Annotated in this window: 14 protein-coding genes; 6 read left to right on the top strand and 8 right to left on the bottom strand. The window is 61.7% G+C overall.

Going from position 1 to position 19,901, the window contains the following annotated elements; genetic code table 11:
- The first annotated feature begins 3 nt into the window (after positions 1 to 3).
- The 4 genes from nrfD to HHJ18_RS04640 all read left to right on the top strand — a co-directional run bounded on the left by nrfD (position 4) and on the right by HHJ18_RS04640 (position 6,414).
- Positions 4 to 1,083 (top strand): NrfD/PsrC family molybdoenzyme membrane anchor subunit, encoded by a 1,080-nt coding sequence (gene nrfD / locus HHJ18_RS04655; RefSeq protein WP_296912048.1) that lies wholly within the window; start codon positions 4 to 6, stop codon positions 1,081 to 1,083.
- Between the two features lie 10 nt (positions 1,084 to 1,093).
- Positions 1,094 to 4,252, top strand: coding sequence for a molybdopterin dinucleotide binding domain-containing protein (locus HHJ18_RS04650; RefSeq protein WP_296912046.1), 3,159 nt, complete (start codon positions 1,094 to 1,096; stop codon positions 4,250 to 4,252).
- 111 nt (positions 4,253 to 4,363) lie between these two features.
- Entirely contained in the window at positions 4,364 to 5,341 is a 978-nt protein-coding gene (locus tag HHJ18_RS04645) for a rhodanese-like domain-containing protein (RefSeq protein WP_296912043.1), read from the top strand.
- A gap of 257 nt (positions 5,342 to 5,598) precedes the next feature.
- Positions 5,599 to 6,414, top strand: coding sequence for a TlpA disulfide reductase family protein (locus tag HHJ18_RS04640; RefSeq protein ID WP_296912040.1), 816 nt, complete (start codon positions 5,599 to 5,601; stop codon positions 6,412 to 6,414).
- A 2-nt stretch (positions 6,415 to 6,416) separates the two neighbouring features.
- Here HHJ18_RS04640 and HHJ18_RS04635 read toward each other — a convergent pair whose 3' ends face one another.
- The 5 genes from HHJ18_RS04635 to HHJ18_RS04615 all read right to left on the bottom strand — a co-directional run bounded on the left by HHJ18_RS04635 (position 6,417) and on the right by HHJ18_RS04615 (position 13,182).
- Positions 6,417 to 7,052, bottom strand: coding sequence for a response regulator (locus HHJ18_RS04635; protein ID WP_296912039.1), 636 nt, complete (start codon positions 7,050 to 7,052; stop codon positions 6,417 to 6,419).
- A 135-nt stretch (positions 7,053 to 7,187) separates the two neighbouring features.
- The gene (locus tag HHJ18_RS04630) at positions 7,188 to 8,996 is read right to left on the bottom strand and encodes a sensor histidine kinase (protein ID WP_296912036.1); all 1,809 of its coding nucleotides are present in this window, start codon (positions 8,994 to 8,996) and stop codon (positions 7,188 to 7,190) included.
- 61 nt (positions 8,997 to 9,057) lie between these two features.
- The gene (locus HHJ18_RS04625) at positions 9,058 to 10,557 is read right to left on the bottom strand and encodes an AMP nucleosidase (protein ID WP_296912034.1); all 1,500 of its coding nucleotides are present in this window, start codon (positions 10,555 to 10,557) and stop codon (positions 9,058 to 9,060) included.
- Between the two features lie 57 nt (positions 10,558 to 10,614).
- Entirely contained in the window at positions 10,615 to 12,024 is a 1,410-nt protein-coding gene (gene gorA, locus HHJ18_RS04620; protein ID WP_296912032.1) for a glutathione-disulfide reductase, read from the bottom strand.
- Between the two features lie 177 nt (positions 12,025 to 12,201).
- The gene (locus HHJ18_RS04615) at positions 12,202 to 13,182 is read right to left on the bottom strand and encodes an alpha/beta hydrolase (protein ID WP_296912030.1); all 981 of its coding nucleotides are present in this window, start codon (positions 13,180 to 13,182) and stop codon (positions 12,202 to 12,204) included.
- 672 nt (positions 13,183 to 13,854) lie between these two features.
- Here HHJ18_RS04615 and dbpA point away from each other — a divergent pair.
- Positions 13,855 to 15,261, top strand: a complete 1,407-nt coding sequence (gene dbpA, locus HHJ18_RS04610) for an ATP-dependent RNA helicase DbpA (protein WP_296912028.1) — start codon at positions 13,855 to 13,857, stop codon at positions 15,259 to 15,261.
- 1 nt (position 15,262) lies between these two features.
- A complete protein-coding gene (locus HHJ18_RS04605) occupies positions 15,263 to 15,988 on the top strand; it encodes an SDR family NAD(P)-dependent oxidoreductase (RefSeq protein ID WP_296912026.1) in 726 nt (241 codons plus the stop codon).
- A gap of 697 nt (positions 15,989 to 16,685) precedes the next feature.
- Here HHJ18_RS04605 and HHJ18_RS04600 read toward each other — a convergent pair.
- The 3 genes from HHJ18_RS04600 to HHJ18_RS04590 all read right to left on the bottom strand — a co-directional run bounded on the left by HHJ18_RS04600 (position 16,686) and on the right by HHJ18_RS04590 (position 19,891).
- Positions 16,686 to 17,585: a branched-chain amino acid ABC transporter permease gene (locus HHJ18_RS04600; RefSeq protein ID WP_296912260.1), complete on the bottom strand. Its 900-nt coding sequence runs from the start codon at positions 17,583 to 17,585 to the stop codon at positions 16,686 to 16,688.
- 135 nt (positions 17,586 to 17,720) lie between these two features.
- Positions 17,721 to 18,605 (bottom strand): branched-chain amino acid ABC transporter permease, encoded by an 885-nt coding sequence (locus tag HHJ18_RS04595; RefSeq protein WP_296912025.1) that lies wholly within the window; start codon positions 18,603 to 18,605, stop codon positions 17,721 to 17,723.
- 92 nt (positions 18,606 to 18,697) lie between these two features.
- A complete protein-coding gene (locus HHJ18_RS04590; protein ID WP_296912023.1) occupies positions 18,698 to 19,891 on the bottom strand; it encodes an ABC transporter substrate-binding protein in 1,194 nt (397 codons plus the stop codon).
- Positions 19,892 to 19,901 lie beyond the last annotated feature (10 nt).

Genomic DNA, 19,901 nt, shown 5'->3' with positions numbered 1-19,901 from the left:
ACCATGAACAGTCAAATCATCGAAGTGTTCAACGTGACCAGCGGCGCCGCCTGGTTGCCGTGGGCCGTGCAGTACTTTTTCCTGATCGGGCTGAGCTATGGCAGCTTCATGCTGACGCTGCCGTATTTTGTTTTCGGTCGCGCCCAGCATGAGAGACAGGGCCGTTTGGCGCTGCTCGGCGCGCTGGTTTGCGGACTGACAGCGCCGGTGGCCTTGCTGGCCGACCTGCACGGTCCGGGGCGGTTTTATTATTTCTACCTGTATTTCCAGCCGCAATCGTGGATGTCGTGGGGCTCCTTTTTTATTCCGGTGTATCTCGGCGGCCTGATGCTGTATGCGTGGCTGGCGCTGCGCGGCGGCCCGGCCAGGCGGCCGGCCCTCGCCGCCGCGGCGCTGCTGACGCTGGCAGGCGCCGTGCTGGTGGCGCTGTATACCGGCATGGAGGTGATGGTGGTGCAAGCGCGGCCGCTGTGGAACACGCCTTTTCTGCCCCTGCAGTTTGCCGCGACGGCCTTTGTCGGCGCCGTCGGCTTGCTGCTGCTGTTCAACCGCTTGATTGGCCGCCACGACAGGCAGCTGGAAATCAGTTTGAGCCGCCTGCTGGTGCTCGCGCTGGCGGCGGTGCTGACGCTGGGCGGAAGCTGGCTGTTCGTCAGCCTGTCCGGCCTCAGCCCCTCGCACAGCGCCGCCCTGAATCAGGTGGCCGGCCTGCCGCGTTGGCAGCTCACGGCGGTGTGGGCGGTGCTGGCAAGCATCCTGCCGATGGCGCTGGCGATCTGGCGCCCGGCTAGCAGCGGCCTGATGACCGGTCTGATTGCCGTGCACAGTGCCTGGATGATGCGCTGGACCATCCTCATCGGCGGCCAGGACATTCCTAAAACCGGCGCAGGCCTGTACGACTACCAGCTGCCGCTGGGCAGCGACGGCCTGCTCGGCATCGTCGGCACCTTTGGTTTATGGATCGCATTGCTGATCTTGATGATTGATTACCTGCCATGGGCCGGGCCGGCCTTTGACAGCGTTGCCAGCCGCAAAACTCAGCCAGCCAGTGCGCTCCCCGATAGCGCGATGGCTGAGCACTAAGGGGTTATTCATGGAAGACAAACGGCGTTCATTTTTACGCAAGGCTGCCATTGGCGGCGGCCTCACGGCCTTTGCCGCCGGCGCCTCGACAACGGCAGGGCGCATGCTTGATCATGTGCTCGGCAAGGACAAGCCTCAGCAGCGCCTGCACGGCAATTCGCTGGTGCCCGAGTTCAGCGTCAATCCGGCCACCGGCGCCTTGCGCATCAACCCGGAGCAGCAGGTCAGCTACACGATGTGCATGGGCTGCACCACCTTTTGCGGTGTGCGGGTGCGCATTGATAAAAAAGGCGGCAAGGTACTGCGCGTGGCCGGTAACCCGTACAGCCCGCTGTCAGCTGATCCGCCGCTGCCTTTTCAGACCTCGATCAGGGGCAGCTTTGTCTCGCTCACGCGCTACCAGGAAAAAGGACTGAAAGGCCGCTCGACCGCCTGCGGGCGCGGCAACGGCGTGCTGGAGCAAATGGATTCGCCCTTTCGCGTGCTGGCGCCGATGAAGCGTGTCGGCCCGCGCGGCAGCGGCCAGTGGCAGCCGATCGCGTTCGACCAGCTGGTCAAGGAGATCGTCGAAGGCGGCAATTTGTTCGGTGAAGGCGAGGTGCAGGGTTTGCGCGCCTTGCGCGACCTGCAAACGCCGATCGATGCGCAGCAACCCGAACTTGGCCCCAGGGTCAACCAGGTCGGCCTGATGTCGAGCACCAACGAGGGCCGCGAGCCCTTTGTCGAGCGTTTCTTCAAACAGTCTTACGGCAGCCTGAACATGGTGGGCCATGGGTCCTACTGCGGCGGCGCCTACCGCAGCGGTTCGGGCGCAATGTTCGGCGACATGAAGAAAATGCCGCATGCCAAGCCGGACCTGGAGCATGTCGAGTTCTGCATCTTTGTCGGCACCGCGCCCGGCAATGCCGGCAACCCGTTCAAGCGGCAAGGCACGCTGCTGGCCAAGGCGCGCGCGGGCAACAGCCAATTCAGCTACGTGGTGGTCGATCCGGTGCTGAGCCACGCCGACAGCCTGGCTTCAGCCGAGCGCAGCCGCTGGGTGCCGATCAAGCCGGGCACCGACAGCGCGCTGGCGATGGCGATGATCCGCTGGATCATCGAGCAGGAACGCTATGACCGGCACTATCTGGTTCAGCCCAACTTGAAGGCGGCCGAGGCCGCCGGCGAGGCGAGCTGGAGCAACGCCACCCACCTGGTGATCGTGCAGCCCGGTCATGCGCGCGATGGCCGCTACCTGCGTGGCTCGGATCTCGGCATGGCTTTGGCCGAAGAAGAGCGCTACCAGGAAAAGGATCCTTTCGTCGTCTTCGATCTCGCGGCGCAACAAGCCGTCATTCACACCGATGCCAAAGCCAAGGCGGAACTGTTTTTTGACGGCGCGCTGCAAATCGGCAGCGAAACGCTGAAGCTGCAAAGCGCGATGAGCCTGTTGCGCGACCAGTCCTTCAAGCACAGCCTGGCCGATTATTCGGCTGCCTGCGGCATTCCCGTGCCCGTCATCGAGGGGCTGGCGCGCGAATTCACCAGCCACGGCAAGCGCGCCGCGCTCAGTGCGCATGGCGGCATGATGGCCGGCAGCGGCTTTTACAATGCCTACGCGCTGCTCATGCTCAACACCCTGATCGGCAATCTGAACCGCCAGGGCGGCACGCTGGTCAACGGTGGCAGCTTCAAAGATGCCGGCGACGGGCCGCGCTACAACCTGGAAAGCTTTGCCGGCGCGGTCAAGCCCGGCGGCATGCCGCTCGGACGCAACGTTGCTTACGAAAAAACCGCCGAGTTCAAGCGCAAAAAGGCCGGGGGCAAGGCCTACCCGGCGCAAGCACCGTGGTACCCCAATGCGCCCGGCCTGGCATCTGAATGGCTGAGCAGCGCCGTCAATGGCTATCCGTATTCGCTCAAGGCGCTGATCCTGTGGAGCTGCAATCCGCTCTACGGCATCACCGGGCTGCGCGCCCAGATTGAAAAGGATCTGGCTGATCCGAAGAAGCTGCCACTGATCGTGTCCGTCGATCCGTTCACCAACGAAACCAACGCTTTTGCCGACTACATCGTTCCGGATTCGCTGATGTATGAAAGTTGGGGCTGGGCCGGCGCCTGGGCTGGCGTGGCCGTCAAACTGAGCACGGCACGCTGGCCAGTGGTCGAGCCCAAAGCCCAGAAGCTGGCCGACGGCCAGGCTATCGGCATGGAAACTTTCTTCCTGGCGCTGGCCAAGGCCCTGGCCCTGCCCGGCTTCGGCGCGGCCGGGCTGACCGACAGCAGCGGCGAGCCCTGCGCGCTGGAACGGCCCGAAGACTGGTACCTGCGCGGCGGTGCCAATATTGCGTGGCAGGGCAAGGCGCCGGTGCCTGACGCGAGCGACGACGATCTCTTGCTGTCGGGCGTGAGCCGCATTCGACCCCAGCTGGAAAAAACCCTCAAGCCCGAAGAGTGGCGCAAGGTGGCGTTTATGCTGGCGCGGGGAGGGCGTTATCAAAGCTTGCAGGAAATGTTCGGCATGAGGCTACCGTTGGCCGTGGGCGCTGTCGTTGCTGCAGCGCAGGAAGAAGCGCCTTATCCGTCAGACTGGTCCACGTACCGCTTCACCAAACCCATGATGCTGTACAACGAAAATGTCGGCACCAGCAAAAGCAGCTTGAGTGGCAAGCGCTTTTCGGGCAGTCCGACCTGGCAGCAACCGGCTTTCGCGGATGGGACTCTGGTGCGCAGCCACTACCCCGAGGCGCAATGGCCGCTGCAATTGATCAGCTACAAATCGCCGCTGCAAAACTCCTACAGTATTGGCGCGCGGCGCTTGCGCGGCATCCATCCGGACAACCCGGTGGCGCTGCATCCGGACGATGCGGCCGGGCTGGACCTGCGCAGCGGCGACCAGGTCTATCTCGAAACCCCGGGAGGCCGCGCCAGGGCGACCGTGCTGCTGCGCCACGGCGTGCAGCGCGGCGTGGTGGCGGTGGAACACGGCTTTGGCCATCGCGAACTCGGTGCGCGCTCGCACCGCATCGGCGACAGAGCGCAACCGCACGAAGCGGCGATAGGCGCTGGCATCAATCTCAACGATCTCGGATTGAGCGACCCGACGCGCAACGGACGCAATGTGTTTGTCGATCCGGTGGCGGGCAGCACGGTGCGGCAGGGCTTGCCGGCAAGGCTGGTGCGGGCCTGATGGACATTGCGGACAGAGCGGACGTAGCGGACATAACCGACATAAGAGGCTGCCAGACGCGCTTGTATCTGCAAGCCCAGGTTCCAAATCAACATCACTGAAGGAATCAAGATGAAAATGCCGATGAAGTACATGACGGGCGCTGCCCTGCTTTGCGTCGCCCAATGGGGCTGGGCCTTGCAGGTACCAGGTCCCGTGGTGGATGGCGAATGGCTGGCCAGCAACAAGGCCGAAGTCACGGTGCTCGATGTTCGTCCGGATCAGAAGACCTTTCTGACGACAGCGCAGTTTGAGACCGACAAGAAGAGTGGCAAAAAGGTGCTGCGCGAACTTGGCGGCCACATTCAGGATGCCGCGCCAGTTGATAACGCCAGCGTGCGAGTCGAGCGCGTCATCGGGGCGCTCAAGGTCAAGTTCATGCTGCCGCAGCGCGCCGACTTTGAAAAGCTGGCACGCCAATGGGGGGTGCAGCAGGGCCGTCCGGTCGTGATCGTGGCGGCAGGTCAGCATCCTTCCGACTTGAATGAGGCGGCCCGTCTGTACTGGCAATTCAAGGTGTATGGCGAAGACAACATTGCCATCGTCAACGGCGGTACAGCGGCGTGGCTTGCCGAAGGCCGTGACCTTACTACGGCACCGTCCAAAGTGCTTGAGGGCAACTGGGTGGCCAAGCCTGAGCGCGCACAGATGGTGGCAACTTCGGAAGATGTTGAAAAAGCGCTTGCCGGCAAGAGCGTGCAGCTGGTGGATGCGCGCATCACTTCCCAGTATCTGGGGCTGAGCAAAAAAGACATGGTGTCGGGCTATGGTCATATTCCGGGCGCCAAAAACGTTTCCTCGGAATTGCTGACGACCGATGGCGCTGCGACCCGCATGCTTTCCCTGGCGACTTACCGCAATGTCTACAAGGCCAGCGGCGTCGATCCGCAAGCCCCCGTAATTACTTATTGCAATACCGGCAGCCTGGCCGCCGGCAACTGGTTTGTGCTGTCAGAGATTCTCGGCAACAAGCAGGCGCGCCTGTATGACGGCTCCATGCATCAGTGGACGCTGGAAAAGCGGGCGCTCGAGTCGGTTGCGCGGCAATAGCATAGCCGCAGCAAGTGCGGTAACGTTTACCGTGTGACCGCGTTAGCAGCCTTCCCCTTCGCGCGCCCAGGCGGATCTGCCCCGCCTGGGCTTTTGCGCATGGCAGGTTACTCTGGAGCCAATTTTGCAAGCCAACAGGAAGCCACTATGCGAATCAATAAGAACTTGCTGCCCGGTGCGATAGCCGATTGGGTGGCGCATGGACAGACCGTGCAGCGACTGCCGGCAGTTGCCATGCTGTTGTCAGGAGTCGGAATATGCTGACCGTGAATCTGGGCCCGCTGGCGGTGTCGGTTAACTTGCTGCTGATGGCGCTGGCATTCTTGGTGGCGGCATGGGTGGGCAAGCTGGCCGGGCGCGGCCAGCCGACGGGCTTGGGCAATACCTTGAGTGACATGGTGATTGCCGCTGCGCTGGTGGCGCGCCTGGCTTTCATCGTCATCTGGTTCGACACTTACCGCAGCGCGCCCTGGTCCATGCTCGATATCCGGGATGGCGGTTTCACACCCTGGGCCGGAATCGGCGCGGCGCTGCTGCTGGCTCTCTGGCGTGGCTGGCGCCGGCCCGCACTGCGTAAGCCGCTGGCCTCGGGACTGGTGGCCGGCACGCTGGTCTGGGGCGGCGCGATGTTCGTGGGGCAAAGTCTGACGCAACAACCGGCGCTGCCCCAACAGGCGTTGACGACGCTGGCCGGTGCGCCAACCCAGCTTGCCGTGCTGGCTGCCGGGAAGCCGATGGTCGTCAACCTCTGGGCCACCTGGTGCCCGCCGTGCCGGCGCGAAATGCCGGTGCTCGCTGCCGCGCAAAAGCGGGAAACCGGGGTGAGTTTTGTGTTTATCAATCAGGGTGAAGCCGCAGCCACCGCGCAGAAGTATCTGGCCGCCGATCGGCTCGACCTTGCCAATGTCTTGCTCGATGCTTCTTCCGGCATTGGCCGCGAGGTCGGCTCCGGGTCCTTGCCAACCACCTTGTTCTATGACGCCGGCGGAAGGCTGGTGGATACCCACCTGGGCGAGCTATCGGCTGCTTCGCTGGCGAGTAAATTGAATCGCTTGCGCACGCAGCCTCGATAAGGCTATGCAGCTTGACCGGGCGGTTCCTGATGTGAATCGGCTGGCGCCGTCTTTGATGCCATCAGCAAACGGGTGATTTCCGCTGCCGAATGGATGCCGAGTTTTTCCATGGTGTTGTGGCGATGCACCTGGACCGTTTTTTCGCTGATTCCAAGTTCGCGGGCAATAATCTTGTTGGGTTTGCCAAGCGCCAGCAGTTCCGCCACCTCGCGCTCGCGTGTCGTTAGGGCAGCTAGTGCCGCCTGGGCCGTGTGACATTGGGTGTTTGCCTCGCAGTCCCTGATGTTGCGCTGCACCGCGCGTGTCACCGCATCGAGCAACACCTGGTCCTTGCAGGGTTTTTCGAGGAAGTCGCAGGCGCCTGTTTTCATCGCCTGTACCGCCATCGCCAGATCGCCGTGGCCGGTCAGAAAGATGATGGGCAAGCTGATAGCACGATTCTTGAGCGCTTGCTGCAGTTCCAGCCCGCTCATCAGCGGCATGCGCACGTCAAGCACCAGGCACCCCGGCACATGTCCGTCGTAGCGGTCAAGAAAGTCATGCGCCGACTCGAAAGACGCGACGCGCCAGCCTGCTGAATCAAACAGGTAGGCCAGCGAGCGGCGCATGGCCGCATCGTCGTCAACGACAAAAAGCATGGCATCGCGTGCGTTTATAGGCTGAGCTGTCATGCTGCAAACCGCACGGGGTAAGCGGTGCCTTGAGCCCAAAAGTGAGTAGGTTGGAAGTCAGAGAAAAGTGTTTTCATTAAGAGATTTTTTAGCTGTCAAACTTTAAGCGGCAGTGCAGGATAACGCTTGCAGTGGCAGGCTGATGCAAACCGTCAGCCCGGCCTGGCCATCATTGGGCCTGGCCGACAGCGTTCCCCCAAACGATTCGATGATGCCTTTGCTCAGCGACAAACCCAGGCCCAGGCCATCGGGTTTGGTGGTGAAAAAAGGTTCGAACAGGCGCGCAAACTGTTCGGGCGCAAGACCGCAGCCGGCGTCGCTGACGGTGACCAGGCAGGCGCCGTCATCGGTTCGCAATTGCAGCTTGATGGGCGCCTGGGCATGACCGGCAGTCTGCTGCGCATCAAGTGCGTTTTTCAGCAGATTCATCATGACCTGCTGAAGCTGCAAGGCGTCGGCCATCACGATGGCTGGTGTCTGTGTGGCGGCGGGCTGCCAGCTCAGGCGCGCTTGCGGATGGGCACCGCTGAACAGGGCGATGGTCTCACCCACGACTGCGCTGAAGTCGAGCGACTTCCGTTCAGGCGGTCTTTTTTGGGCAAAAGCGCGGATGTTGCGAATGATGCTGGCAGCCCGTTCGCTTTGCGTGACGATTTCACCGGTTCCTTCCAGCAATACCTCCGGCTCCAGTCGTCCTGCGCCAATGCGCCTAGCCATGCCTTGGGCGAAGTTGCCGATCGCCGCCAGCGGCTGGTTCAATTCGTGCGCAATCGCGCTGGCCATTTCACCAAGAATGGCCAGTCGCGCGGTATGGTCCAGCGTGGCCTGGCGCAGGCGTGCCTCCTCGGCCATGCGGCGCTGATCTTCCTGTGCGGCGCGCAGTGCGCGGCTATGCTGGCTTGCCAACTGTTCGACCCGCACGGTGTAGACGGCCCAGACCACCAGCAGGGCCAGAGCCAGCAGTAGCCAGCCCCAGTAGCGCCGCAAGAGCCACTCGAAAGTCCATTCGCGCAGATAGCGATGGGGGCCGATTTTGAGTTCCCGAAACAAGTCATCGACCACCTTGTAATCACTGGGCACTGTCCAGCTATAGCCCTCGGCGCTGTTGGGCATCGCCAGCAAAGCCATGGCGACACGTTTGGATAAATCCGCCGGGGTCTGATGCAAGGTGACGAAGGGCCAGTCGGGATAAAGCTTTGATGATGTTTGGCACTTCATGCCTGGAGTGGCGATGGGCGCCAGCACGCGCAATTCTTCTTTGCCGATTTCGCCGCTTCGGATCATCTGCTCCAGCAGGCAGGATCGAATGATGCCGGCATCGGCCTGGCCGGCGCGAACCGCATGGACGATTTTCTGAATCGGAAAACCCGTGAACTGCAGGCGGCCCAGATCGCGCTCGGGATCGACACCTGCCCACAGCAGTTCACCGGCGGCAATCTGGTAACCGCCGAAGGCATCCGGTCCGACCGCCATGACATGCTTGCCGGCCAGATCGGCCAGCGTCTGGAGCGGTGCGTCGCGACGAACCACGATGGTCGATCCAATCGATTTCCGCGGTGACACAGCCCAGGGCGAATCGATGGTGGCAATGCGGCTGGCGCCTTCGCTGTCTTCGAGGGCGACATAGTGACCGCTGCTGGTGATGACGAAGTCAATGGCTTGGTCATGCACTGCACGCGTCAGGCCGGACTGATCGAAATCAAGCAGAATAAAACGGCGGTCCGGAAGAGCGGCGTCAAGCCAGTTTCTGAGAGCAGACCAGTCCTCCTGTACGGCCTCTGGACCTCTATAGGCCAACACGCCAATGCGTACTACCGCCTTATCGCCGCTGTCGGCAATAGACGGCTGAAATAAGAAACCCGAACCCATCAACAAGAGCCCGAACTGGACTATCTGGCGGAACAAAAACATGGATTTATCTTCCACCCCTGAATCTGGGTCGCTGCAGCGGCAAAAAAAGTGTCAGGGATGTTTACTGAAAAGCCACTTCCGAAAAGCTGCGCAGCTTGCGACTGTGCAGCTGGCTGCTGCCTGGCGGGCGCAGCAGTTCTACGGCGCGTATGCCGATGCGCAGATGCTGGTCAACGCGTTCGCGGTAAAAGTGGTTAGCCATACCCGGCAGCTTGATCTCGCCGTGCAGTGGCTTGTCGCTGACGCACAGCAGGGTACCGTAAGGCACGCGAAAGCGAAAGCCGTTGGCGGCAATGGTGGCGCTCTCCATGTCCAGTGCAATGGCGCGGCTCTGGCTGAAGCGCCGTTGCACCTGGTTGCTGGGCAACAGTTCCCAGTTGCGGTTGTCGGTGGATGCGACGGTGCCGGTGCGCATGATGCGCTTGAGGTCCAGCCCTTCGGCGTGTGTCACGTCCTGCACGGCTTGCTCGAGTGCTTGCTGGATTTCAGCGAGCGCCGGAATCGGCACCCACAGTGGCAGGTCTTCGTCGAGTACATGGTCTTCGCGCACATAGCCGTGCGCCAGCACATAGTCACCAAGCTGCTGGCTGTTGCGCAGGCCGGCGCAGTGGCCCAGCATGATCCAGGCGTGGGGGCGCAGCACCGCGATGTGGTCGGTGATGTTTTTGGCATTGGCCGGCCCGACGCCGATGTTAACCATGGTGATGCCACTGCGGTCCGCGCGCAGCAGGTGATACGCCGGCATTTGCGGCAGGCGGGGCGGTGCCACGCCCAGTTCGTCGCCGGCCCGAGCAGGCAAGCCGACGCGCCGGGTCACCAGGTTGCCGGGCTCGATAAACGCGATGTATTCGCTGTTCGGGTCCGCCATGGTTTCGTGGCCAAGGCGAACGAACTCGTCAATATAAAACTGGTAATTAGTGAACAGCACAAAATTCTGGAACCAGTCGGGTGAGGTGCCGGTGTAGTGGCGTAGCCGCTGCAGCGAGTAGTCGACCCGCGCCGCCGTGAACAGCGACAGCGGTTGTGGCTCGCCCGGGCGTGGTTCATATGTGCCATTGGCAATGCCGTCGTCCATCGCGGCCAAATCAGGCAAGTCAAACAGGTCGCGCATCAGCATGTGGCGTTCAGCGCTCATGGCGCCTTCGATGTGATCGTTCTCGGCGAATGAAAAGTGGACCGGGATGGGTTGGGTGCTGGTGCCGACTTCAAGTTCAACGTTGTGGTTTTGCAGTAGCAGCCGGAATTGTTCCAGGTAGTAGTGGCCGTACAGATCGGGCCGCGTCAGCGTGGTTTCATAGCGGCCGGGGCCGGCCACAAAGCCGTAGCTGAGTTGTGAGATGTCAGGCGTTTCAAGAATGGCGCGCGCCACGGTCTCGGTGTGCAGGCGCACGAAGGGGTAACAGGCCCGCACATGGCCGGGCAGCGTTTCGCCAGCGACGTAGCGTTGCATGGCGCTGCGCAGATGGGCAATCTGCTGGTCGTAAATGGCGCGGACCTGCGCCAGCGCCGCTGCCGGATCGTTGTAGCGGGTGGGGGCGATGAAGGGCGACAGGTAGGGCATGGGGGGCTTTAGCTTTTTGGATGGAGGCGGGCGCTACGGTGATGCTGAGCTGGGTCATCAAGGGCTGTCAATGCGTGTCGTCACGGTCGGCAACCCGGCACCGGCGTTGACGGGCTCGCGCATCGTCACAAATTCTTCAGCCACGGTGGGGTGTATGCCAATGGTGCTGTCGAAGATTTCCTTGGTGGCTCCGGCCTTCATGGCCACGGCAAAACCCTGCACGATCTCGCCGGCGTCCGGCCCGACCATGTGCAGGCCGACCACGCGGTCGGTGGCGTCTTCAACCAGCAGCTTCATCAGCGTGCGCTCGGTGCTGCCGCTCAGCGTGTGCTTGAGCGCTTTGAAGTCGCTGCGGTAAACGCGGATTTTGCCGAATTTTTCGCACGCATCCGCCTCGGAATAGCCGACCGTGCCGATATTCGGATGGGTAAACACCGCCGTGGGAATGAACTCGTAGCTCATGCTGCGCGGTTTTTGGCCTGCTTGCGGGCCAAACAGCTGATCGACTACCACCATGGCTTCGCCCAGCGCCACCGGCGTGAGCTGGATGCGCGCGGTCACATCGCCCAGCGCGTAGATAGACGGCACCGAGGTCTGGTACTGCTCGTTCACTTGAATCGCCCCGAGCGCGTTTTGCTTGACGCCCGCTGTTTCCAGGCCCAAACCCTCGACCAGCGGAACCCGGCCGGTGGCGTACAGCACCGCATCGACGCTGATGTGGCTGCCATCGACCAGCCGCACCTGCAGGTCCTTGCCGGAGCGCGCTATGGCGGCCACGTCGGTATTGAGGTGCAGGGTGATGCCGGTCTTGACCATTTCACTGGCAATGAAGGCGCGAACTTCCTCATCAAAGCCGCGCAGCACCTGATGGCCGCGGTAGAGTTGCGTGACCTGGCTGCCAAGCCCGTTGAAGATCGAGGCAAACTCGCAGGCGATGTAGCCGCCGCCCACCACCAGCAGGCGCTGCGGGAAGGGCGACAAGTCAAACATCTCGTTGGACGTGATGACATGCTCGCAGCCCGCCACGGCGGGAATGCTGGGTTTGCCGCCGGTGGCAATCAGGATCGACTTAGCCGTGTAGTGCTGGCCGGCTACCGCTACCGTGTGCGCATCGACCAGCGTGGCCCAGCCTTCAAGAATGTGTACGCCCGAGCCTTGGAGTAGCTGCAGATAAATGCCGTTGAGCCGCGAAATCTCGCGGGCGCGATTGGATTTGAGGGTTTCCCAGTTCAGCCTGGGCGCCTCGCCAACCCAGCCAAAGCCGTGCGATTCTTCAAAGCTTTCGGCAAAGTGCGCCGCGTAGCTGTAGAGCTTTTTCGGGATGCAGCCCAAATTGACACAGGTGCCGCCCATCTTGGCCACTTCAGCCAAGCCAACACGGGCGCCGCGCTGGGCCGCCATGCGGGCGGCGCGCACACCGCCACTACCGCCGCCGATAACAAAAAGATCGAAGTCGAAAGTCTGCATATAGGTTTTTCCTGTTTACGCGAAGGGGCGTACTGACCTTACCACCGGGCAGCAACCGCTCGCCGGTGGGGTCATGTCCCCGCGCATGCCAGCATACCGGCAGATGGGCGGCTCAATGCATCAAAAACCTGGCGCCTATTTGACTGTTGCTCCCGTAAAGCCGCCGCCCGTCGCTGCTCAGACCTGCTTAAGGAACGCCAGCAAGTCCGTATTGAGCTTGTCCTTGTTCATTTGCGGAATCGCGTGCGAGCCGCCTTTGTAAACTTCAAGACGGGCATTTTTCAGAATCTTTGATGCCGCAATGGCGGACGGGGCGATAGGCACGATCTGGTCGTCATCTCCGTGGATGACCAGCGTCGGCAGCGTCATTTTTTTCAGGTCTTGCGTGAAGTCGGTTTCTGAAAACTGCTTGACGCACTCGTACGAGCTGCGCAGGCTGGACTGCATGCCGAGCGCGGTGAAGGTGTCGCGGCGGCCTTGCGAGTCCTTGATGCCGGTGCGGTTGAAGCCGAAAAACGGGGTGGTCAGATCCTTGTAGAACTGCGCGCGGTCAGCCTGCAGGCCGGCGCGGATGCCGTCAAAAGCACTCATGGGTGTGCCTTCGGGGTTGTTGTCGGTCTTGAGCATCAGCGGCGTCACCGCAGCGATCAGCACCGCTTTGGAAGCGCGCGCGCTGCCGAACTTGCCAAGGTAGCGAGCGACTTCACCGCCGCCCATGGAGTGACCGATGAAGGTTGCGTTTTTGAGGTCCAGTGTCGTCACCAGGGTGTCGAGGTCGGCCGCAAAGGTGTCGTAGTTGTTACCTTCCCAGGGCTGGCTGGAACGGCCGTGTCCGCGCCGGTCATGCGCAATGCAGCGGTAGCCGTTGGAGGCCAGATACATCATCTGGTCTTCCCAGGCGTCAGCGCTTAAAGGCCAGCCATGGCTGAAGACCACGGTGTTCGGGCCGGAGCCCCAGTCTTTGTAAGAAATTTGGGTGCCGTCTTTGGTGGTGATCATGTTGGTGCGGCGGGCTGCTGTGTGGTCAGCTTTCATGGGGGCAGCGTTGCCGGCATGGGTTGCAGCCGCCGCGCCTGCACTGGCTGCCACGGCAAGGCTGCCAACAAGCAGATGGCGACGCGATTGACCTGCGTTGGCAGTGACGTTGTTTTTGGACATGGAGGGTTCGCTTTCGTTGTCAGGTTAAAAAAGCAGAGAACGGCATCATGAGTTTGGGGCGCCGTTATATATTGAGAAAAATTAAATTGCACGCAATATATAATAACCTGCTCGCCGGAATCGCGCTTTGCGCGCGAGGTCGCCGGGGCATCGTTTTTGGGTCCGGGATACGCCGATCTCGCCAGGCGACCTATGGCCAGAGGCAGGTTTCAGGCCGGGGTGCCTGCCCACCCATGCCGGCGGTACGGTACCAGAAAACCGCGCCGATGCAGACCGCCAGCCATGCCGGCCAGCACATCGGTGGTGAAATGCATCCGTACTAAAACCCCGGCTGGCGCAAACGACGAGGACCACGGCCGTCACTGCGTTGCCAGAGCAAAGTCGCCTGCCACGGCCAGGCCGGTCAGCATGAACGATCGCCAAGGTGAGTCAACAAGGCAAATGCCCGGAAAACGCCTGGCGAAAGCGTTGTTTGAACTGTGTCTGAAAACAACTGGTCCAACACGCCAAGTGCCTTGCCGTCGCTTGAGTTAATCCAAGTTGCATGGGGTGCTGAATCATCAAAAGCGGCCAAAAAGTTCAAGCCAGCGGGACCGTCCACGGCCTACCGGTATGTTGCTTGCCAGCCCTGCTGCACTGCGGGCAAGGCGCGAGTCACGATAATCGGGGTATATGACTACTTCTCCTACTGACTTCAGCGCCCTCTCGCTACCGGCCCACGTGCTGGCCAATCTGCAGCAGCTCGGGTACCTGCAGATGACGCCGATTCAGGCTGCCAGCCTGCCGGTGGCGCTGCTCGGCAAAGACCTGATTGCCCAGGCCAAGACCGGCAGCGGCAAGACGGCGGCGTTTGCGCTGGCGCTGCTGGCCAAGCTCAACGTTCGGCGTTTTGCCGTGCAGGCCCTGGTGCTGTGCCCGACGCGTGAACTGGCCGATCAAGTCGCGACCGAGATCCGCCGCCTGGCGCGGGCTGAAGAAAACGTCAAGGTGGTGGTGCTGTGCGGCGGTGTTCCGTTGCGCAACCAGACGGCTAGCCTGGAGAACGGCGCGCACATTGTGGTCGGCACGCCGGGCCGCATCATGGACCACTTGGGGCGCGGCAACCTCAATCTGGAGGCCATGAACACGCTGGTGCTGGATGAGGCCGACCGCATGCTCGACATGGGCTTCTATGACGACATTGCGACGGTGGCCAAACAGTGCCCTAAAGAACGGCAAACCCTGCTGTTTTCGGCGACCTACCCGGAAGGTATCGCCAAAATCAGCCAGCAGTTCATGAAGCAGCCGCAAACCATCGCGGTGCAGGCGCAGCACGAAAAAAGCAAAATCCGCCAGCGCTGGTACCAGGTGCCCGATAGCGACCATGACGAGGCGCGCCTCAATGCCGTGGCGCAAGTGCTGCGCCACTACCGGCCCGCCAGCACACTGGCTTTTTGCAACACCAAGTCGCAATGCCGCGCGCTGGTGGCGCTGCTCAAAAGCCAGGGCTTCAGTGCGCTGGCGCTGTTCGGTGAGCTGGAGCAGCGCGAGCGCGACCAGGTACTGGTGCAGTTTTCCAATCGCAGCTGCTCGGTGCTGGTGGCCACCGATGTGGCGGCGCGCGGGCTCGATATTTCGCAGCTTGAGATGGTCATCAATGTCGATGTCACGCCCGATGCCGAAGTCCACATTCACCGCATTGGCCGCACCGGCCGTGCCGACGAAGAAGGCTGGGCGATCAGCCTGGCCAGCATGGACGAGATGGGCTCGGTCGGAAAAATCGAGCAGCTGCAAAAAGCCGAGTCCGAATGGCACAAGCTGGGCGATCTGACGCCGGCCAGCAACGAGCCCTTGCTGCCGCCCATGGTCACGCTGCAAATTGTCGGCGGCCGCAAGGAGAAAATCCGCGCCGGTGATGTGCTGGGTGCTCTCACCGGCGAGGCCGGTTTCACGCGCGAGCAGGTCGGCAAGATCAACGTCAACGAGTTTTCCACCTATGTCGCAGTGGATCGCGCGATTGCCAATGAGGCGCAGCAAAAGCTCTCCAGCGGCAAGGTCAAGGGGAAAAGCGTCAAAGTGCGTTTCATGGACGAGGCTTGAGATGACCGGGACGCCCGCTGCCATCGCGTCTGCCGGCCTGGCCGCAGTGATAGGCGCGGGTGGCGGGCTGGGCGCTGCCTTGCTGGCCCGATTGCAGCAGGGCAGCTACGCCCGCGTGCTGGGTTTGGGGCGCCATGCGGAGTTGCGCATCGACTACCTGGATGAAAGCAGCATCGCTGCCGCAGCGCAGGCGGTGGCAGCGGTGTGCAGGCAGGCGAGTCTTGAGCTTCGCCTGCTGGTGGTTGCCACCGGTTTTCTTCATGGTGAGCCCGGCCAGCCTGAACGCAGCTGGGCTAATCTGGACGCGGCCTACCTGACCCACGTGTTCGCCATCAACACTTTGGGCCCGGCGCTGGTGATGAAGCATTTCCTGCCGCTGTTGCCCCGGCAGGGTCGCTGCGTGGCGGGGTTTGTATCGGCCAGGGTCGGCAGCATTGGCGACAACGCACTGGGTGGCTGGTACGGTTATCGGGCGTCCAAGGCGGCGTTGAACCAGCTGGTCAAAACCGCATCGATTGAGTTGACGCGCCGCAACCGGCAAAGCATTTGCGTGGCGCTGCATCCGGGTACGGTAGATACGGCGTTAAGCCAGCCCTTTGCCAAAACGGGTTTGAAGGTGCGGCCGGCGCAAGACGCCGCTGATGATTTGCTGGCGGTGCTCGGCGGGCTGGTGCCGGCTGATACAGGGTGTCTGGTGGACTACCGGAATCAAAAACTGCCGTTTTAAGTAATTTTTAAGCATTTTAGTCCCCTGACGCAAGCGCTGCTTGCGCGAGCAGCTATTAAATTTATAGCAAATCACCGTCTTGCTGTCCCAACGGTCGGTGTCAGTCAACGCCGGTTGGGGTTGTTAGGCTGACCGCCCCGCGAGCTGCGCACGCCGTAGCCATCACGGTCGCGATTATTTCCGCAGAGCGCCTGCGCATGGCGGTTGCGTACCCAACGGTCCCAAAGACGACGGGCTGGGCGCAGGCGTTGTAACGGCCGCTACAACGCGACCAGTTGCTTGGAGTGTGCCGGCAGCGCATAGAGGTCGATGGGCTGGCGCTGCACAGCCACAGGCGTTTGCGTAATTACCGCCGGGCGGGCGTTGACCCATGCGGCTTGGGGAACGGGCTCGCCCCTGTTCACGCGGCCATACACGCCAGGCGGGTTGACGCTGATGGAAGCGCAGGCGCCAAGCGCTGATGGCGATACGCAGGGAGGCGAGGTTCATGGTGCCTCTGCAGCTTGAAGCCGGGGGAAACTGGGCGAATAGTGCGAATAGTGCGAATAGTGCCATGGTGCTGCACCGCGGTTTGCGTCAGATTTTGTCGCGCGGGTGCAGGTTTTTCATGCGCCAGGCGGTGCGGGCCGGCGCTGGCTTGATTGGCTGGCGGCTGACGGTCAGAAATGGGGCTCCGAAGCGTTTCATTGGAGGCGGCTTAATTGGCCGGCTTGGCCTTCAAAGCAGCATTGCGCCGGCGTTCCATGAACGCCTGCAGTTCGCCGACCACACCTTTGCGGAAGGCCAGCACGCAGATCACGAAGATGGCGCCAATGATCACTGTGACCCAGGAACCGACTTTGTCGGCCAGCAGGTTTTGCAGCGAGATCACCACGCCTGCGCCGAAGACCGGGCCGAAGAAGGTGCCCACGCCGCCCAGCAACGTCATCAAAATTACCTCGCCCGACATGGACCAGTGCACATCGGACAGTGTGGCAAAACCCATAACCAGCGTCTTGAGCGAGCCCGCCAGCCCGGCCAGCGCAGCCGACAGCATGAAAGCCAGCAACTTGTAGCGGTCGACCTGGTAGCCCAGCGAGATGGCGCGCGGCTCGTTCTCGCGGATCATCTTGAGCACCTGGCCAAACGGTGAATTGACGATGCGCGCGATGAACAGAAAGCACAGTACAAAAACCGCCACGACAAAGTAATACATCGCGGTGTCGGATTCGAGCGAGAACAGGCCCAGTAGCTGGCCGCGCGGCACCCCCTGCAAGCCGTCCTCGCCGCCGGTAAAAGATGCCTGCAGGCAGACAAAATACACCATTTGCGCAATCGCCAGCGTGATCATGGCAAAGTAAATGCCCTGACGCCGGATGGCGACCAGACCCACCACTAGACCAATCAGCCCGGCCGCCACGGCGCCAGCCAGCACGGCCATCTCGGGCGTCCAGTTTTGTGATTTGACAAACCAGCCGGTCACGTAGGCGGCCGAGCCGAAGAAGGCGGCGTGGCCAAACGACAGCAAACCGGTAAAGCCCAGCAACAAATTAAAGGCGCACGCAAACAGCGCGAAGCACAGCAGCTTCATGACAAACACCGGGTACAGGCCAATCATGGGTGCCAGTAGCGCCAGCGCCAGCAACGCCAGATAGGTGATGCGAGTGATCTGTTTGAATCTGCTCGCAGGGTTCGCGGGCGGCTTCAACGGCGCGGAGGTGGAGGTGGTAGGGTTCACAGCTTCAGTCATGGCTCATGCCTCCTTGCCAAACAGGCCTGCCGGCCTGACCATCAGCACCAGGACCATGATGACAAACACCACGATATTGGACGCCTCCGGGTAAAAAACGCGGGTCATGCCCTCGATCAAACCCAGCCCCAGGCCGGTCACGATGGAGCCCAGAATCGAGCCCATGCCGCCTATGACTACCACGGCAAACACCACGATGATCAGGTTGGAGCCCATCAGCGGGTTGACCTGGATGATGGGCGCGGCCAGCACGCCGGCCAGCGCGGCCAGTGCGGCGCCCGCGCCATAAGTGCACATCACCATTATGGGAACGTTGACGCCAAACGCCTGCACCAGCGGCGCGTTCTCGGTACCGGCGCGCAGATAGGCGCCCAGCCGCGTGCGCTCAATAAGAAACCAGGTGCCCAGGCAAACCACCAGCGACACCAGGACCACCCAGGCGCGGTAGTTGGGCAGTATCATGAAACCGAGATTGGTCGCGCCGGACAGCAGTTCGGGCACGTTGTAGTTCTGGCCCGACACGCCATACATCTCGCGGAAAAGGCCTTCAGCGATCAGCGCCAGGCCAAAGGTCAGCAGCAACCCGTACAGCGGGTCAAGCTTGTACAGATGTTTGAGGAACAGGCGCTCGATCACCATGCCGAGGACGCCTACGACCAGCGGGGCCAGAAACAGCGCGGCCCAGTAGTTGATACCGAACTGGTCAAGCATGATCCAGGCGGCAAACGCGCCCAGCATGTACAGCGCACCGTGCGCAAAGTTGACGATGCCGAGCAGCCCAAAAATAACCGCCAGCCCCAGGCTGAGCAGGGCGTAAAACGCGCCATTGACCAGACCGAGCAAAAGCTGGCCCAAAAACGCTTGAAGGGGAATGCCGAAAATTTCCATGAGGACCCGTCAGTGCACGTCGTGAGGAGATGAAAAGAGAATAAGCGAAAGAAGTGGCCGCATGCAAGCGCGCACAGCCACCGGGGATCGGCTTATTTCTTCATTAGCGAACACTTGGACTCGGCAGCCGTCGTGAAGGCCTGTTCACCCGGAACCTTGGCCACGGTTTTGTAGTAATCCCATGGCGTGCTGGACTCCTTGGCGCTCTTTACTTCGAACAGGTACATGTCGTGAATCATGCGGCCATCGGCGCGGATCTGGCCCTTGTTGTAGAAGTCGTCAATCTTCATGCTCTTGAGTGTGCTCATCACCTTGTCGGCATCAGTCGTGCCGGCGGTTTGCACGGCCTTCAGGTAGTTGGTGGCGGCAGAGTAATCAGCCGCTTGCAGGCTTGAAGGCATGCGCTTGTACTTGTCAAAAAAGCGCTTGGCAAACTTGCGGGAGGCGTCGTCCTGGTTCCAGTACCAGCTGTCGGCCAGTTGCAGGCCCTCAGTATTGGCTAGGCCCAGGCTGTGCACGTCGTTGATGAACACCAGCAAGCCCGCCACTTTCATGGTCTTGGTGATGCCGAATTCCTTGGCCGCCTTCATCGCGTTGGTGAAGTCACCGCCGGCGTTGGCCAGACCGAGGATCTGCGCCTTGGAAGATTGCGCCTGCAACAGGAACGATGAAAAGTCAGAGGCATTGAGGGGGTGCCGCACGGCGCCCGCCACGGTGCCGCCGTTGGCCTTGACCACGGTGGAAGCGTCGCCCTCCAGCGAATAGCCAAATGCGTAGTCGGCTGTCAGGAAGAACCAGTTCTTGTTGCCAGCCTTGACCAGGGCCGAGCCGGCCACTTTGGCCAGCGCCACGGTGTCATAGGCGTAATGCACGGTGTAAGGCGTGCAGTCTTCATTGGTCAGGCGGGCAGAGCCCGCGCCTATGGAGATGAAGGGGCGCTTCTTTTCGGCCGCGATTTTGGACATGGCCAGCGCCGTGCCCGAACTGGTGCCGCCTATCAGCATGCTCAGCCCGTCTTTGTCCATCCACTCGCGCGCCTTGGAACTGGCCACGTCGGCCTTGTTCTGGTGGTCGGCGGTCAACACTTCGATGGGGCGATTCAGCACCTTGCCGCCAAAGTCCTGCGCTGCCCACCTGATCATTTCGCCGCCAGCCGGCCCGTCGATATCGGCGTACAGGCTGGACATGTCGGTGATGAAGCCGATTTTGACCGGGCCGGTGTTCTGCGCGTAAGCGGTTGCGCCCAAACCAATGGCCAGGGCGGCGACAAGTGCTTTCAGTTTCATGGAGTTCTCC

Source organism: Polaromonas sp., assembly GCF_012927455.1.
Classification (GTDB): domain Bacteria; phylum Pseudomonadota; class Gammaproteobacteria; order Burkholderiales; family Burkholderiaceae_C; genus Polaromonas.
This window is presented reverse-complemented; position numbering and strand designations above follow the sequence as displayed.